We start from the raw sequence: 16206 nt of genomic DNA, 5'->3' as shown, positions 1-16206 counted from the left end.
ATGGGCCCCGGCGACGGGACGGGATGCGGCCGTCCCGCCAGCAGCCGGTGCCGGATTTCAGGGCAACGATGCCTGGGCAGGATGCGATCGCCGGAAACCGCCCAATCCACGGGCATTTCGTGCGGGTGCATGGCCCGCGGATCAACCGATCACGTCTCCGAGATCGGTTGCCGGATCGCAGCCTCAATGGCAGGTGGTGATGGTCTTCACGATCCAGCCCTGCTCGGGCTGCCACAACTTGCGGCGGGCACGCGTGCAATCCGGCGGCGCGGTCCCCGCCGTCCAGGCGGCCTTCGGCTCGGACGCGTCCGGCTCGACGGTCTGGACCGGGCGCGGGCGCTCCGGACGCTTCGCGGCGTCCCGCGCGACGGCCGGGACCGCGACGACGCAGGCGAGCGCCAGGAGCGACGCCGCGAGGCGCGCGCGCAAGTTCGAAGCGGATGACACGGGTCGATGTCCGAAGATGGTGTGATCTGCGATACTGTTGGCGCCAAGACGGGCGACAAATCAATCGCGTCTCCGCAACTTGTCCCCGCTCTGCCGGGAACGATCGGGCATGGTAAAGGGCGGGTGCCGACGGGCGCCCGGATGCTGCGATCCAGCTCTCGCCTCCCGTTCCGGCCACGCACCAGCTCTGCACTGCAGATCTCGCGACCCGGCAGATTCTCGATAGACGAGCGCGCGCTCGGCGCCGACCGTTGCAAGGAATCGACGGCACGCGATGAAACGGCGTCCGGGACGCTGCGGAGGATGACGCGACGGGCCGGGACTTGCTAAGCCTTGGATCGTCACCACCGGATCGCGGCCGCCGCTGCACGACCGCGTGACTCAAGGTTCCGTGCCGGCCCCGCGCCGACCCGGGGACCTCGGATCAAGGACGTTTCGAACCGCCATGTCGAATACCCTGCGAAGCCTTCTGCTCGTCGGCGCGATGACCAGCCTCGCGAGCCTGTCCGCGACCGCGCCCGGTCACGCCCAGGGACGGGGCGCCCTCGCCTCGAGCGCCATCGACGGCGTCGGCGACGACGACCGCCTGTTCCAGGACCAGACCGGCGCGCTCTACCGCCTCCGCGCCGGCCGCTACGAGCCCTATGCCGGCCGCGTCGAGTTCGGCCGCGCCGTTCCCGATCGCGCGGCGACGTCCGAGCGCCGCCTCGCCCCCGAGCGCCAGCAGCTCGCCGAGCGCCCGCCCGAGACGCTGGCCGAGAGCCCGGCCGACGCGCCCGCCGCGCCGCTCACCGTCGGGCCGAAGCCCGGCGCCAACCAGCTCTCCCCGGCCATGGCCGCCGCGATCAACCGGCCGATCGACAACGGCCCGATCAGCTACGACAAGGCCTATGCCGCGATCGCCGACGACGCGTTCCCGGTGGCGGCGTTCAACTGGAAGAAGACCAACCCGGCGTTCCTGCGCCAGGAGATCGCCTATACCGGGCCCTACGAGCCCGGCACGATCATCGTCGACCCGCGGGCGCACCAGCTCACCCTCGTCCAGGCCGACGGCCGGGCGCGGCGCTACGGCGTCGGCGTGGGCAAGCAGGGCTTCTCGTGGTCGGGCACCGCCACGGTGAACCTGAAGCAGGCCTGGCCCGACTGGTACCCGCCCAAGGAGATGATCGCCCGGACGCCGCACCTCGCCCGCGAGGTCGACACGCTGCCGAGCGGCGTCGGCGTTCCCGGCGGCAACCGCAACCCGCTCGGCGCCCGGGCCATGTACCTTTGGCAGGGCAACAAGGACACGCTGTTCCGCATCCACGGCACCCTCGATCCGAACTCGATCGGCAAGAGCGTCTCGTCGGGCTGCATCCGCATGATCAATCAGGATGCGATCGACCTGTTCAGCCGCGTCAACGTCGGCACCAAGGTCGTCGTCCTGAACTGATCGGGTAAACGACCGCGCCGTCCGCAGGGGAAGCCTCCGCGGACGGCGTTCGCGCATGCTCAGTCGACGTTGCGCTCCGTGCGGCGGTGCTCGCCGAGGATGCGCCGCACCGTGCCCGTGGCCGAGCGATAGACCACGGTCTCGGTCTCGATCACGCCGGGCCTGAAGCGCACGCCGCGCAGCAGCGCGCCGTCGGTGACGCCGGTCGCCGCCACGATGACGTCGCCCCGGGCGAGGTCGGTGAGCTCGTATTTCCGGTTCGGGTCGCCGATGCCCATGTCCTGCGCCCGCCGGCGCTTCTCGGGCGTGTCGAGGATCAGCCGGCCCTGCATCTGGCCGCCGATGCAGCGCAGCGCGCCGGCCGCGATCACGCCCTCGGGCGCCGCGCCGGTCCCAAGATAGATGTCGACGCCGGTCTCGTGGGGCGAGTTGGTGAAGATGATGCCGGCGATGTCGCCGTCCGAGATCAGGCGGACCCCGGCGCCCGCCGCGCGGATTGCGGCGACGAGGTCGGCATGGCGCGGCCGGTCGAGGACGATCGCCACGATCTGCGAGGCCGGCACGCTCTTGGCGCGGGCGAGCGCAGCGATGTTGTCGGCGGGGCTGGCGTCGAGATCGACGATCCCCGGCGGATAGCCCGGGCCGATCGCGATCTTCTGCATGTAGACGTCGGGGGCGGCGAGGAGCGAGCCGCGCTCGGCCATCGCCATGATCGCGATGGCGCCCGGCATGTCCTTGGCGCACAGGGTCGTACCCTCCAGCGGATCGACCGCGAGGTCGACGCGCGGCCCGCCGCCGCTGCCGAGGCGCTCGCCGATGAACAGCATCGGCGCCTGGTCGCGCTCGCCCTCGCCGATCACCACGGTGCCGTCGATCGGCAGCGCGTTGAGCTCGGCCCGCATCGCGTCGACGGCGGCCTGGTCGGCGGCCTTCTCGTTGCCCTGCCCGCGCAGGGCGGCCGCGGCGATGGCCGCGCGTTCGGTCACGCGCGCGAGTTCGAGGGTGAGCGTGCGCGCGACGACGCTCCGCGAGCCCTGCATGAGCGCCTCGTCCATCGTTTCCCAAGCCCTTCCCGCGGCCCGAACGTTTTCGGTGCCCTGCTCCTACAGCTTAGCGCAGGCAGGATGCACGAAAATAACTCAGGTTTCCGAATTTCCAGCGAAGAGGAACGATAGTGCCTATTCTTCAGGTGCCGAGGAGGCTTATTCCCGCTCGATTCGGATGAGCTGCGGCGCCTCGGCCAGCAGCCCGTCGGCCGCGATGGCGTCGAGCGCCGCGCGGATGTTGCCCTCCGTCGCGGCGTAGGTGATCAGCACCAGCGGCACCGGCTGCCCGGAGCGCCCGTGCGGATCGCTCTCCGCCGTCTCCCCGGTGCGGCGCTGCAGGATGCTCTCCAGGGAGATCTCGCGCTCGGCCATGCGGGTGGCCACGCCCGCCGCGACGCCGGGCCGGTTGTGGACCGTGAGGCGGATGTAATAGCCGCCCTCGTGGCGCTGCATCTCGACCCGCTCGGCGGGGCGCAGCTGCGCGGTCGGGCAGCCGAAGGTCGGGCGGGTCAGGCCGGCGGCGAGGTCGGCGATGTCGGCGACGACCGCCGACGCCGTGGCCTCGCCGCCGGCGCCCGGGCCGATCAGGGTCAGCTCGCCGACGGCGTCCGCGTCGATCGTCACCGCGTTCGTCACGCCCATCACCTGGGCGATGCTGGAGGATTTCGGCACCATGGTCGGGTGCACGCGCTGCTCGATCCCGGCCTCCGTCGCCTGCGCGACGCCGAGCAGCTTGATCCGGTAGCCGAGCTCCTCGGCCATCAGCAGGTCCAGCGGCTTCACGCCGGAGATGCCCTCGACCGAGACGCCCTCGGCGTCGATCGCGGTGCCGAAGGCGAGGCTCGTCAGGATCGCGAGCTTGTGGGCGGTGTCGAAGCCCTCGACGTCGAAGGTCGGGTCGGCTTCGGCGTAGCCCAGCGCCTGCGCGTCCTTGAGGCAGGCCTCGAAGGTCAGGCCCTCGCGCTCCATCCGGGTGAGGATGTAGTTGCAGGTGCCGTTCATGATCCCGTAGACGCGACTCACCGCGTTGCCGGCCAGCCCCTCGCGCAGCGCCTTGATCACCGGGATGCCGCCGGCGACCGCCGCCTCGTAGGCCAGGGCCACGCCCGCGGTCTCGGCGGACGTCGCCAGCGCCGCGCCGTGCAGGGCGAGCAGCGCCTTGTTCGCGGTGACGACCGGCTTGCCGGCGGCGAGCGCCGCCTCGACGACCGCCTTGGCCGGCCCTTCCGAACCGCCGATCAGCTCGACCACGCAGTCGACCTCGGCCGAGCGCGCCATCTCCACCGGGTCGTCGAACCAGTGCAGCCCGGCGCCGTCGAACCCGCGGTCGCGCGTCCGGTCGCGGGAGGAGACCGCGACGACGCGGATGTCGCGGCCGGTGGCGGCGGCGAGCGCCGACGAGCGGCGCGCGATCATGCGGACGACGGCGGCACCGACCGTGCCGAGACCGGCGACACCGAGGCGGAAGCTCTGGGACATGCTGGTTTTCGTAGCCTTCTGCCCTGCGCCGTCGGCGGCCTGTCGGCCAGCGCGGACGGGCGCGGGGTACGCCGCGCGCCCCATCGGCTGCGGCGGCGTCCTTCTGCCTCGATTTGCCGGGAGGCGCAAGAAATCGGCCGGTCGCGCGGTCGTCTCCGGGCGCCCCCCGTCACCGGCGGCGCGACGCCGCCCGATGCCGCACGGCGGCGACGACCAGGCCGCAGAGGATGCCGGCATTCAGCAGGTGCCAGAGGAAGTGGGTGCCGACGGGCACGCGCGCGCAGACGCTGCGGTCCATGGTGCGCAGGGCGAGCGAGACGCCGAACAGGAGCGCCAGCGCAACGAGCCGCTCGCCGGTCGGCGACGGGTCGCCGAGCCATCGCAGCCCGAGCGCGACGCCGAGGAGCGCCAGCACGGCCGGCAGGTAGTCGACCGAGCCGTTGGTGAGGGCCTCGACCGAGCGCCCGGCGGCGGCATCGAGGGCGGGGACGAGCCCGAAGCCGAAGCCCGCGAACGCCAGGGTCGCCGCCGCCGCCGCTACGAGCCCGAATCGCAGGAACCGCACCATCGCCAGGAAGAAGTAGGCGTGGATGAACACGGCGATCGGCACCACGTCGACGAGCATCGCCCAGCGCACGGCGAGGGTGTGGAACAGGAAGGATCCGACGCCGACGATTGCCGTCAGGAGCGCGAGAGCGGCGGCGGGCCGATCGTCCACCGTGCGGGCACGCCGGAACGCGACGGTGCCGGCGACGAGGAAGGCGGCGTTGGAGACGGCGTTGACCGGCTCGGCCCAGAACGCTGGGCTCCCGCGCTCGCAATAGCCGGCGATCGGCTCGAACCAGTCCACCGGCGACCTCGTTGCGGGACGGACGACGATGCGTCCGGCCTTCCGCTTGTCAGGGCGGTGCGAAGGCCCGATGACGGGCTCCGCTCTCCAGGACGCCAGCGATGCGCATCACCACGTGGAACGTCAATTCGATCAAGCAGCGGGTCGGGCACCTGCTCGCCTTCCTCGACGAGGCCAAGCCGGACGTGGTCTGCCTGCAGGAGCTGAAGTGCCAGGAGGAGGCGTTTCCGCGCGCCGAGATCGAGGCTGCGGGCTACGCCGTCGAGGCCGTGGGCCAGAAGGCCTATAACGGGGTCGCGCTGCTGGTGCGCGCGCCGCTGACCTACGATCCGGAGACCGTTCTGCGCGCGCTTCCGGGCGACGCCGAGGACGAGCAGTCCCGCTACGTCGAGGCGCTAGTCGCCGGGGACGGCGTCGCGCCGGTTCGGGTGGCCTCGATCTACCTGCCGAACGGCAACCCGGTGGCGAGCCCGAAATACCCCTACAAGCTCGCCTTCCTCGAGCGCCTGCGCCTGCATGCCCGCGCGCGGATGCGCGAGGAGACCGCCCTGGTGCTGGCCGGCGACTACAACGTCATTCCCGAGCCGGAGGATGCGGCCGAGCCCGCGGCCTGGGCCGACGACGCGCTCTACCTGCCCACGACGCGCGCGGCGTTCCGGTCGCTCCTCGCCGAGGGGCTGACCGACGCGGTCCGCGCCTGCGACCCGCGCCCCGGCCTCTACAGCTTCTGGGACTACCAGGCTGCCGCCTGGTCGCGAAACTTCGGCATCCGCATCGACCACCTGCTGCTCTCGCCCCAGGCCGCCGACCGCCTGGTCGCGGCCTCGGTGCAGAAGCACCTGCGCGGATTGGAGAAACCATCGGACCACGTGCCCGTGACGGTGGAGCTGACGTGAAGGCCGGATCGGCCCGGCGTCCGATATCGTAACCCTTCCGCGCTACGCCCCACGGATTCGATGGCGACATAATCCCCGCCGCCGCAACGAACTTATGCGGTCAAGGTTGTCCCCGGTCGATCGGAGTCGCAGGCAGCCATGGAACGACCGAACCCCATCCACGGCGAGGACGCGTCCGCCGGCGCCGAGACCGGCCAGGACCACGCGGCCGCGGACGAGGCCGCCGAAGCCGGCGTCCTGGAGCCGCTAGCCGACTACCCGCACATCGATCTCCGCGCCGGCGGCGAGCCCTGGGACAAGCGCCGCGCCGCCGGCAAGCGCCTGCGCGAGGTGGTGGACCACGCAGCTCACGCCGCCCTCGACCTGCCCGCCGACCGGCCCGATCCGGTCGACCTGATCGCGGGCGCCCACGAGGGGCGGCAGCCCGAGCTGGTGCCGCTGCGCGTCGCCCGCATGGCGAGCTCGCCCTTCGCCTTCCTGCGCGGGGCGGCCCACGTCATGGCCTGGGATCTCGCGCACAGCCCGCGCAGCGAGATCATGGTGGTGATGAACGGAGACGCGCACATCTCGAATTTCGGCCTGTTCGGGACGCCGCAGGGCGACGTCGTGCTTGATCTCAACGATTTCGACGAGGTCACGATCGGCCCCTGGGAGTGGGACCTGAAGCGCCTCGTCGCCAGCATCGAGGTCGCGGCCCGCGAGGACGGGGTGCCCGCCGACCAGCGCCGGCAGGCGGTGATGGCCGCCGTCGGCGGCTACCAGCACACGATGCTGGACCTCGCGCCGCAGGGGTCCCTCGACGTCTGGCAGCAGGCCACCCGCGCCGACGAGCTCGATTTCTCCGGCGTCCGCATCGACGAGGCGTCCCAGGCCGTCGTTCGCAAGGCGGTGGAGAAGGCGCGCAAGAAGAACAACCAGAGCCTGCTCGCCCGCGTCGGCGAGCGCCGCGTCGACGGAGGCTGGCGCTTCCGCGAGGACGCGCCGATCCTCACGCGCGTCGACGACGACACCCGCGAGTCGGTGATCACCGGGCTCGAGCACTACGCCGAGACGCTGCCGCGCGAGCGCCGGTTCATGCTGAGCCGCTACCACGTGGTCGACGTCGCCCACCGCGTCGTCGGGGTCGGCAGCGTCGGGACCCGCGCCTACGTGGCGCTGCTCTGCGGCAACTCGGACCAGGACGTGCTCTTCCTGCAGGTGAAGGAGGCGGTGCGCCCGGCCCACGCCCCCTACCTGCCCGGCATGCCGGAGCCCTATGCCAGCCACGAGGGCGAGCGGGTGATCTACGGCCAGCGCCTGCTCCAGGGCGTCGGCGACCCGCTGCTCGGCTGGACCACGATCGCCGACCGCCCGTTCTACGTGCGGCAGATGAAGAACATGAAGGGCGAGATCCCGGTCTCCTGCATGACCGGGCAGCCGCTGCTGTACTTCTCCTGGGCCTACGGCGCGCTGCTCGCCCGCGCGCATGCCCGCACCGGCGACGCGGCGGCCATCGCCGGCTATTGCGGCAAGGACCGCCACGCCGACCTGCGCGAGGCGCTGGCCGACTGGGCGCACGCCTACGGCGACCGGAACGCGGCGGACTACCAGGCCTTCCTCGCCGCGATCAAGGCGGGCCGGCTCGAGGCGGCACCCGATCCCTGCCTGTGACCCGGCGCGGCCCGCGCCGCGCCCGCTCCCTGCTACCGCTTCGTCAGCCCGCCGAGCACGTTGCGCAGGATCGCGTTGCCGACCTGGGTGCCGACGCTTCGCGCCATGGAGCGCGCCGCGTTCGACACGACCTGCTCGGCGAGGCTCTGCGGCGCCTTGCGGCCCCCCTTGCCGCCACCCTTGGCGGCGGGCGTGCCGAACACGCTGCCCATGATGCCGCCGAGGAACCCGCCGAGGCCGCCTTCCGAGGCCTGCGCCGCTTCCGCCGGGGCGGCGTCGAGATTCTTGCGCTTGGCCAGCATCTCGTAGGCGCTCTCGCTGTCGATCGCCTCATCGTACTTGCCGCGCAGGGGGCTCCGGGCGATCAGGTCAGCGCGCTCGGCCGGCGTCAGCGGGCCGACGCGCCCCTGGGGCGGCGCGATCAGGGCGCGCTCGACCACCGAGGGCGTGCCCTTCGGCTCCAGGAAGCTGACCAGGGCCTCGCCGACGCCGAGCTGGGTGATCGCCTCCGCGACGTCGAAGCCGGGATTCTGCCGGAAGGTCTCCGCGGCGGCCTTCACCGCGCGCTGGTCGCGGGGGGTGAAGGCGCGCAGCGCGTGCTGGACCCGGTTGCCGAGCTGGCCCAGCACCGTCTCGGGCACGTCGAGGGGGTTCTGCGTCACGAAGTAGACGCCGACGCCCTTCGAGCGGATCAGCCGCACCACCTGCTCGACCGCGTCCAGCAGCGCCTTCGGCGCATCGTTGAACAGCAGGTGCGCCTCGTCGAAGAAGAACACCAGCTTCGGCTTGTCCAGGTCGCCCACCTCGGGCAGCTGCTCGAACAGCTCGGAGAGCATCCACAGCAGGAACGAGGCGTAGAGCCGAGGCCGCTGCATCAGCTTGTCGGCGGCCAGGATGTTGACGACGCCGCGCCCGTCGCGGTCGGTCCGCATGAAGTCCTCGAGGTTGAGGGCCGGCTCGCCGAAGAACCGGTCGGCGTTCTGGTTCTCGAGCATCAGGAGCTGGCGCTGGATCGCGCCGACCGACGCCGCCGAGACGTGGCCGTACTGGCCGGAGATCGTCTTGAGGTTCTCCGAGCAGAAGGCCAGCAGCGCGCGCAGGTCCTTCAGGTCGATCACCGGCCACTGGTTCTCGTCGGCGACGCGGAAGGCGATGTTGAGGACGCCCTCCTGCGTGTCGTTGAGCTCGAGCAGCCGCGCCAGCAGCAGCGGCCCCATCTCGGTCACGGTGCAGCGGATCGGATGGCCCTGCTCGCCGAACAGGTCCCAGAACACGGTCGGGAAGCGGTCGGGCTCGTAGGCGATGCCGAGTTCCTCGGCGCGCTTGACGAAGACCGGCTTGGATTCCCCGGCCGCCGCCAAGCCCGAGAGGTCGCCCTTCACGTCCGCCGCGAAGACCGGGACGCCGGCATTGGAGAAGCCCTCGGCCATCACCTGCAGCGTCACGGTCTTGCCGGTGCCGGTCGCGCCGGCCACCAGCCCGTGCCGGTTGGCGAGCTTGAGCGTCAGCACCTCGGGCTTCGGCGCGCCGGTCTTCGGGATGCTTTTTCCAACGAGGATGCTGCCGTCGCCCGCCATCACGCCCAATCCCCTTCGCACCACCGGTGAAGGTTATGCCGGCCGAAGACCGGCTTTGCCAGATGCGCGGCCGTTTTGCTTGATTTCTGCTTCCCTAAGCCCGAAGGACGAGGAAACACCCTCGGGAGCTGCCGATCATGGAAGAACTCATCGCCCGCGTGACCAACCGCACCGGGCTCGATGCCGCGACGGCGCAGACCGCGATCGGGCACATCCTGGCGTTCCTCCAGAAGGAGGGCCCCGCCACGGAGGTGAGCCAGCTGATGGCGGCGATGCCGGGCGCCGAATCCCTGGTCGCGACCTCGAACGCCGACGAGGGCGGCGGCGGCCTCATGGGCATGCTCGGCGGCATGATGGGCGGCGGCGTGATGGCGCTCGGCCAGAAGCTGATGGCGGCCGGCGTGCCGATGGGCCAGATGCAGCCGCTCGGCCAGGAGCTGTTCGCCTACGGCCGCGAGAAGGCCGGCGAGGACGTGATGGGGCCGATCGTCGGCTCCGTCCCCGGCCTCAGCCAGTTCGTCTGAGACCGGACGGCCTTCGGGCTCGCGGGACGCTCACGGGCGCCGGCGCGGGCCTGTCATAAAAGCGTGCGGCCTTCGTGATTGTGTCCGGTTCCAGGGCCTGGAGCCGGCCGCCCCGCGGGGGCGCGCTCCCGACCCGGAATGGGCGTCGACCATGGTCGCGAAGTTTACGCGTGGGGCCTCCGCCGCTTGGGACGCGATCCGGGCCAACGGCTGGGACAGCGTCGAGTCCCCCATCGCGAAGCTGAAGCGCAAGTCGGCCGACGGCACCCTGCCCGGCTTCGGTGGCCGCAGCCTGACCCCGCCCGGCGCCACGCCGATCCGCTTCAAGGCCAAGGGTGCGGGCAAGCCCCTCCCCGAGCTGGGCCCGAGCCTCGGCCGCATCGGCAGCCTCGAGGTGTGCCTCGCCACCCGCAAGTCCGAGATCCGCCGGGCGCAGCGGCTGCGCTACCAGGTGTTCTACGAGGAGATGTCGGCGATCCCCAGCGGCATGGCGATGCTGTCGCGGCGCGACGTCGACGCCTACGATGCGGTCTGCGACCACCTCCTGGTGATCGACCACGCCGCGACCGACGCGAAGCCGTTCCGCAAGGCGCGGCCCAAGGTGGTCGGCACCTATCGCCTGCTCCGCGGCGAGGCGGCCGAGCGCCATTTCGGCTTCTACTCGGCCTCCGAGTTCGACATCGCGCCGCTGCTCGCGGCTCATCCCGGCAAGCGCCTGCTCGAGCTCGGCCGCTCCTGCGTGCTGAAGCCCTATCGCACCAAGCGCACGGTCGAGCTGCTCTGGGCCGGCATCTACGCCTACGTGCTGCACCACCGCATCGACGCGCTGATCGGCTGCGCCAGCCTCGACGGCACCGATCCCGCCCGCCTCGCGCTGCCCCTGAGCTTCCTGCACCACCATGCCCGTGCGCCCGACGGCTGGCGGGCCCGGGCGCTTCCCGAGCGCTACGTGCCGATGGACCGGCTCGACCGCGAGGCGATCGACCCGAAGGCCGCCCTGCAGGCGCTGCCGCCGCTGATCAAGGGATACCTCCGCGTCGGCGCCACCTTCGGCGACGGGGCGGTGATCGACCGCCAGTTCGGCACCACCGACGTCTTCGTCGTGCTGCCGGTGACGGCGATCGGTACGCGCTACCTCGGCCACTTCGCGCCGACGGCGAACGCGCGGGCGGCGTGAGCCCCCCGCGGCGAGCGACGCCGGCGACGGTCCGTTCCGGACCGCGCCAGCATCGCCCCGTCGATCAGTTCGGGTGGAACACGACCTTCACGCAACCGTCCTTCTTGTCCCGGAACGTCTTGTAGAGGTCCGGACCGTCGGCGAGGTTGGTGGAGCGGTGGGTGATCATCGACGTCATGTCGATCTTCCCCTCCTGGATCAGCTTCGTCAGCGTCTCCAGGTAGCGCTTCACGTGGGTCTGCCCGCTCTTCATGGTCAGGCCCTTCTGGACGATCATGCCCATGTTGACCGGGATCGGGCCGCCGTAGACACCGGGCACCGAGACGATGCCGCAGGGGCGCACCGCCTTGATCGCCTCCATCAGGGCGTAGGGCCGCTCGGTCGAGGTCAGCTTCTCCTGGATCGTGTTGACGAGGCTGGCCACGCCATGGCCGGCGCTGGCCTCCATGCCGACGCAGTCGATGACGCCGTCGGCGCCCTCGCCCTTGCTGATCTCCTTGATCCGCTCGAACACGTCTTCCTTCGCGTAGTCGATGATGTCGGTCGCGCCGTAGGTGCGGGCGAGCGCCAGGCGCTCGGGCACCGTGTCGATCGCGATGATGCGCTCGGCGCCCATGATCTTGGCGGACTGGATCGCGAACAGGCCGACCGGGCCCGCGCCCCAGACCGCGATGATCTCGCCGCCCTTGATCTCGCAATGCTCGGCGCCCTGCCATCCGGTCGGCAGGATGTCGGTGAGGAACAGCAGCGACTCGTCGTCGACGCCCTCGGGCGCCAGCATCGGCGCCACGTCGGCCATCGGCACGCGCACGTACTCGGCCTGGCCGCCGCCGTAGCCGCCGGTGAGGTGCGAGTAGCCGAACAGGCCGGCGGTGGTGTAGCCGAACTGGGCGGCGGCCATGGCGGCGTTGCGGTTCGAGCGCTGGCAGACGGAGTAGTTCCCGAGCCGGCACTGGCGGCATTCGCCGCAATTGATGTTGAACGGCACGACCACGCGGTCGCCCTTCCTGAACTTGGTGAAGCCCTGCCCGACCTCGACGACCTCGCCCATGAACTCGTGGCCGAGCACGTCGCCCGCCTCCATGGTCGGCATCTGGCCGTCCATCAGGTGGAGGTCCGAGCCGCAGATGGCGCAGGACGTCACCTTGATGATGATGTCGCGCGCATCCTCGATCTGCGGATCGGGGACCGTGTCGCAGCGGATGTCGCCCTTGCCGTGCCAGCACAGCGCTTTCATGGAAATCCTCTCGTGACGGCGGAATCGCGGCCCACGGAGGTGCGGGCTCGTGCGGGTAAGTGCCCGATCGTACGGCCAAGTTCCGATGGCCCGTCGAATGGCCGCAGCGGTCCGACCGCATCCGGGGGGCCGGTCGCGGCCGTGCCGACGGGATCCGTGCTACGAGGCGCCCTCCGCAAACCCGATGGGTCCAGAACCAGCATGATCGTCTACGGCACCGGCTATTCGCCCTACGTCCGCAAGATCCTCGTGGCGCTCGCCGAGAAGGGCGTGCCCTACGAGCACGTGCCCTGCATGTTCCACGCGCCCGATGCGGCGTTCCAGGCGGCGAGCCCGCTCGGCAAGATCCCGGCGATCGACGACGACGGCTTCAAGCTCGCCGATTCCTCCGCGATCCTGTGGTACCTGGAGCGCAAGCACCCGGACCCGACGCTGATGCCGGCCGACGCGAAGGCGCTCGGCCGCGCGGTCTGGTTCGACAAGTTCGGCGACACGGAGCTGTTCGGCCCGCTGGTCGTGGCGTTCCGCGAGCGGGTGCTGAAGCCCAACATGATGGGCAAGCCCTGCGACGACGCCGCGGTCGCCAAGTCGCTCGACACCGACCTGCCGCCGCTGTTCGACCATCTCGAGGGTCGGATCGACGGCGCGTTCCTGGTCGGCGACGCCTTCTCGATCGCCGACATCGCGATCGCGACCGGCTTCTACAACTTCCACCTCGCGGACGCGAAGATCGACGCCGCCCGCTGGCCGAAGCTCGCGGCCTACGTCGACGGCATCCTGGCGCGCCCGTCCTTCGTCACGGCCATGGCCGCGCGCAAGGGCTGAGCGCCGTCCGATAGACCGCGTTTCTGATGAACTCGGTTCAGCGCGTCTCCCTCCCCCCTCGGCGGGGGAGGGAGGAACCCGTGCCGGGTTCGATTCGCGTCGCGGGATATGACATCGCCCCGGCCGGGCCGTCGTGCCCGCCCGGGTTCAGCGGCGGCGCTTGATCGAGCCCACCGTCTGCACCTGGGCCTGCGCCTCGGCGCGGTCCTCGTCGCTGGCCGCCGCCCAGTTCTTCTCGTAGAGCGCGACGATCCACGCGTCCTTGCGCCCCTCGACGCCCTCGCGGGCCAGCGAGAGCCACATCAGGCCGCGGGCGCGCTGCACCGGCACGCCGCCCATGCCGTTCATCAGCATGTCGCCCAAGAGCGCCTGGGCCGGGTGGTGGCCCTTCTCGGCGGCGAGGTTGAACCAGCGCGCGGCCTGGCGCGCGTCGGCCTCGACGCCGGTGCCGTCGAGGTAGAGGCGGGCGAGGTTGTACTGCGCGTTCGGGTCGCCGAAATACGACGCCGCGTAGTTGAACATGTCGTAGGCCCGCTCGGGGTTCGGGCGCACGTAGGTGCCCTTGATCCCGTCGAGGAAGTAGCTGCCGAGCGCGGTGAAGGCGCTCGCCGTCACCGCCGAGGTCTGCGCGTCGGGCCCGTCGTCGGTGCCGGAATCGGCGATCCGCGAAAAGAACTCGAACGCCTTCAGGTCGTCGTGCGGGACACCGTCGCCCTCGGCGTACATCCGGCCGAGCTTCCACAGGGCGAGCGCGTGGCCCTGGTCGGCGGCGTATTCGAGCGCGCGGGCCGCGCCCTCCTTGTCGCCGGCATTGTACTCGCGCACGCCGGCCCGCAGCGCGTCCTTGGCGCTGCGGTAGCTCTTCTCCGGCACGGGCGTACGGACGCTGGCGTCGAGCGCCTCCGTCGCCGGCGTGCCGGCGAGCAGGGTCGCGACCGCCGTCGCGGCGAGCGCGAGGCCGCGCAGGTGCACGTTCAGCCCGCCGCGGGACCGACGGGGATCGGCCCGGTCCGGCCGGTCGCGGTCGGTCCTAGACGTCCGCATAGCTCTGGATCTCCTCGGCGCCGCCCGGATGGGTCACGGCGCCGTTCACGGCGGGTCCGACGGTCTGCGCGTACTTCCAGAGGTAGCCGGAGGTCGCGGAATTGGTCCGCGGCGTCCACGCCTTGCGGCGCGCGTCGAGCTCGGCGTCGGAGAGCGCCACGTCGAGGGTGCCCTTAATCGCGTCGAGCGTGATCATGTCGCCGTCGCGCAGCAGGCCGATCGGCCCGCCCACCGCCGCCTCGGGCCCGACATGGCCGACGCAGAAGCCGCGGGTGGCGCCGGAGAAGCGCCCGTCGGTGATGAGGGCGACCTTGTCGCCCATGCCCTGGCCGTAGAGCGCGGCGGTGGTGGACAGCATCTCGCGCATGCCGGGGCCGCCCTTCGGGCCCTCGTAGCGGATCACCAGGACCTCGCCCTCCTTGTAGGTGCGCTTCTGGACGGCCTCGAAGCAGGCCTCCTCGCCGTCGAACACCCGCGCCGGGCCGGTGAAGACCTGCTTGTCCAGCGGCATGCCGGCGACCTTCACGATCGCGCCCTCGGTGGCGAGGTTGCCCTTGAGGCCGACGACGCCGCCGGTCGGGGTGATCGGGCTGCCGGCCGAGCGGACCACGTCCTGGTCCGGGTTCCAGCGGACGTGCTCCATGTTCTCGGCGATGGTGCGGCCGGTCACCGTCATGCAGTCGCCGTGGATGAAGCCGTGGTCGAGCAGGGTCTTGATCAGGAGCGGGATGCCGCCGACCTCGAACATGTCCTTGGCGACGTAGCGGCCGCCCGGCTTCAGGTCGGCGACGTAGGGCGTGCGCCGGAAGATCTCGGCGACGTCGAACAGGTCGAACTTGATCCCGCACTCGTGCGCGATCGCCGGCAGGTGGAGCGCGGCGTTGGTCGAGCCGCCCGAGGCCGCCACCGCGGCGGCGGCGTTCTCCAGGGACTTGCGGGTGACGATGTCGCGCGGGCGGATGTTCTTGGCCAGCAGCTCCATCACCTTCTCGCCGGCGGTGGCGCAGAACTGGTCGCGGATCTCGTAAGGCGCCGGCGCGCCGGCCGAGTAGGGCAGCGCAAGGCCGATCGCCTCGGAAACGGTGGCCATGGTGTTGGCGGTGAACTGCGCGCCGCAGGCGCCGGCCGAGGGGCAGGCGACCTGCTCGAGCTCGTCGAGGTCGTCGAGGCTCATGTCGCCGACGGCGACCTTGCCGACCGCCTCGAACAGGTCCTGCACGGTGACCGGGCGGCCGCGGAACGAGCCCGGCAGGATCGAGCCGCCGTAGATGAAGATCGACGGCACGTTGAGACGCACCATCGCCATCATCATGCCCGGCAGCGACTTGTCGCAGCCGGCGAGGCCGACCAGGGCGTCGTAGGCGTGGCCGCGCATGGTCAGCTCGACGGAATCGGCGATGACCTCGCGCGACGGCAGCGAGGCGCGCATGCCGGCGTGCCCCATGGCGATGCCGTCGGTGACGGTGATGGTGCAGAACTCGCGCGGGGTGCCGTGGGCGGCCGCGACGCCCTTCTTCACCGCCTGCGCCTGGCGCATCAGCGAGATGTTGCACGGGGCGGCCTCGTTCCAGCACGACGCCACGCCGACGAGCGGCTGGTGGATCTGCTGCTTGGTCAGGCCCATCGCATAGAGATACGAGCGGTGCGGCGCGCGGTCGGCCCCCTCCGTGACGTGGCGGCTCGGCAGCTTCGACTTGTCGTTCGTAGGCGCGTCCATGACCTGTCCCGCACCCCCGGGTCCGCTACGCATCGGCCGATCCCCGGCGGGGTGCGAACGACCGTCCCGCAGCGTCGACCGACGTTGCGCGAGGAGGCTCGACCACGCTCTTGGAATCGCTCGCAACCGAGCGGTAACCGGTTGGGGGAAAAGCCGTTTACCGCGGATGCTGAGGTGGTCCCGGTTTATGGCGGGATCGCGGCGGTTGAAGGCAGGTCTCGGGGCAAACCCGGGATGCTTTCGCGGTGTTGCGACCCCGCCACAGCCGCGTTTGGCTTGCTCGGCGCCCAGATATTCAGACGTGC

General features: G+C 71.2%; 14 protein-coding genes. 6 read left to right on the top strand and 8 right to left on the bottom strand.

Annotated elements, in window-relative coordinates; all coding sequences use genetic code 11:
• Positions 1–183: 183 nt before the first annotated feature.
• Positions 184–447, bottom strand: a complete 264-nt coding sequence (locus ACFZ8E_RS03725; RefSeq protein ID WP_147728408.1) for a hypothetical protein — start codon at positions 445–447, stop codon at positions 184–186.
• A gap of 445 nt (positions 448–892) precedes the next feature.
• On the opposite strand from ACFZ8E_RS03725, the gene ACFZ8E_RS03720 reads away from it, so the two are divergent.
• On the top strand, positions 893–1879 hold the full coding sequence (locus ACFZ8E_RS03720) for a L,D-transpeptidase (RefSeq protein ID WP_147858917.1): 987 nt from the start codon (positions 893–895) through the stop codon (positions 1877–1879).
• 59 nt (positions 1880–1938) lie between these two features.
• Here the strand turns inward: ACFZ8E_RS03720 and glpX are convergent, their stop codons facing one another.
• The 3 genes from glpX to ACFZ8E_RS03705 all read right to left on the bottom strand — a co-directional run bounded on the left by glpX (position 1939) and on the right by ACFZ8E_RS03705 (position 5254).
• Positions 1939–2934 carry a class II fructose-bisphosphatase gene (glpX, locus tag ACFZ8E_RS03715; protein WP_147726672.1) on the bottom strand — a complete coding sequence of 332 codons (996 nt, stop codon included), beginning with the start codon at positions 2932–2934 and terminating at the stop codon, positions 1939–1941.
• A gap of 147 nt (positions 2935–3081) precedes the next feature.
• Positions 3082–4404, bottom strand: coding sequence for a homoserine dehydrogenase (locus ACFZ8E_RS03710; protein ID WP_243947107.1), 1323 nt, complete (start codon positions 4402–4404; stop codon positions 3082–3084).
• Positions 4405–4573: 169 nt separating this feature from the next.
• Positions 4574–5254: a ceramidase domain-containing protein gene (locus tag ACFZ8E_RS03705; protein WP_405042039.1), complete on the bottom strand. Its 681-nt coding sequence runs from the start codon at positions 5252–5254 to the stop codon at positions 4574–4576.
• 101 nt (positions 5255–5355) lie between these two features.
• Between ACFZ8E_RS03705 and xth the strand changes: the two genes are divergently transcribed.
• Both xth and ACFZ8E_RS03695 read left to right on the top strand, forming a co-directional pair.
• Entirely contained in the window at positions 5356–6150 is a 795-nt protein-coding gene (xth, locus tag ACFZ8E_RS03700) for an exodeoxyribonuclease III (RefSeq protein ID WP_147726667.1), read from the top strand.
• Positions 6151–6288: 138 nt separating this feature from the next.
• A complete protein-coding gene (locus ACFZ8E_RS03695; RefSeq protein WP_405042038.1) occupies positions 6289–7800 on the top strand; it encodes a DUF2252 domain-containing protein in 1512 nt (503 codons plus the stop codon).
• 32 nt (positions 7801–7832) lie between these two features.
• Here ACFZ8E_RS03695 and ACFZ8E_RS03690 read toward each other — a convergent pair whose 3' ends face one another.
• Complete coding sequence (locus ACFZ8E_RS03690; protein WP_405042037.1) at positions 7833–9377, bottom strand: helicase HerA-like domain-containing protein; 1545 nt, start codon at positions 9375–9377, stop codon at positions 7833–7835.
• Positions 9378–9514: 137 nt separating this feature from the next.
• On the opposite strand from ACFZ8E_RS03690, the gene ACFZ8E_RS03685 reads away from it, so the two are divergent.
• Together ACFZ8E_RS03685 and ACFZ8E_RS03680 are read left to right on the top strand one after the other, a co-directional pair.
• Positions 9515–9901 (top strand): DUF2780 domain-containing protein, encoded by a 387-nt coding sequence (locus tag ACFZ8E_RS03685; RefSeq protein WP_147726661.1) that lies wholly within the window; start codon positions 9515–9517, stop codon positions 9899–9901.
• 151 nt (positions 9902–10052) lie between these two features.
• Positions 10053–11078, top strand: coding sequence for a GNAT family N-acetyltransferase (locus ACFZ8E_RS03680; protein ID WP_147726659.1), 1026 nt, complete (start codon positions 10053–10055; stop codon positions 11076–11078).
• 64 nt (positions 11079–11142) lie between these two features.
• On the opposite strand, the gene ACFZ8E_RS03675 is transcribed toward ACFZ8E_RS03680, so the two are convergent.
• A complete protein-coding gene (locus tag ACFZ8E_RS03675) occupies positions 11143–12315 on the bottom strand; it encodes a zinc-dependent alcohol dehydrogenase (protein WP_405042036.1) in 1173 nt (390 codons plus the stop codon).
• 201 nt (positions 12316–12516) lie between these two features.
• On the opposite strand from ACFZ8E_RS03675, the gene ACFZ8E_RS03670 reads away from it, so the two are divergent.
• On the top strand, positions 12517–13140 hold the full coding sequence (locus ACFZ8E_RS03670; RefSeq protein ID WP_405042035.1) for a glutathione S-transferase family protein: 624 nt from the start codon (positions 12517–12519) through the stop codon (positions 13138–13140).
• A 147-nt stretch (positions 13141–13287) separates the two neighbouring features.
• On the opposite strand, the gene ACFZ8E_RS03665 is transcribed toward ACFZ8E_RS03670, so the two are convergent.
• Both ACFZ8E_RS03665 and ilvD read right to left on the bottom strand, forming a co-directional pair.
• Positions 13288–14184, bottom strand: coding sequence for a tetratricopeptide repeat protein (locus ACFZ8E_RS03665; protein ID WP_147842963.1), 897 nt, complete (start codon positions 14182–14184; stop codon positions 13288–13290).
• A complete protein-coding gene (gene ilvD, locus ACFZ8E_RS03660) occupies positions 14171–15901 on the bottom strand; it encodes a dihydroxy-acid dehydratase (protein WP_147726211.1) in 1731 nt (576 codons plus the stop codon). The genes ACFZ8E_RS03665 and ilvD overlap by 14 nt, the downstream gene beginning before the upstream one ends.
• Positions 15902–16206: the final 305 nt, after the last annotated feature.

It is taken from the genome of Methylobacterium sp. HMF5984 (assembly GCF_045033435.1).
GTDB lineage: Bacteria > Pseudomonadota > Alphaproteobacteria > Rhizobiales > Beijerinckiaceae > Methylobacterium.
The sequence above is the reverse complement of the archived record's forward strand: the minus strand, read 5'-3'. Positions and strand labels throughout refer to the sequence as shown.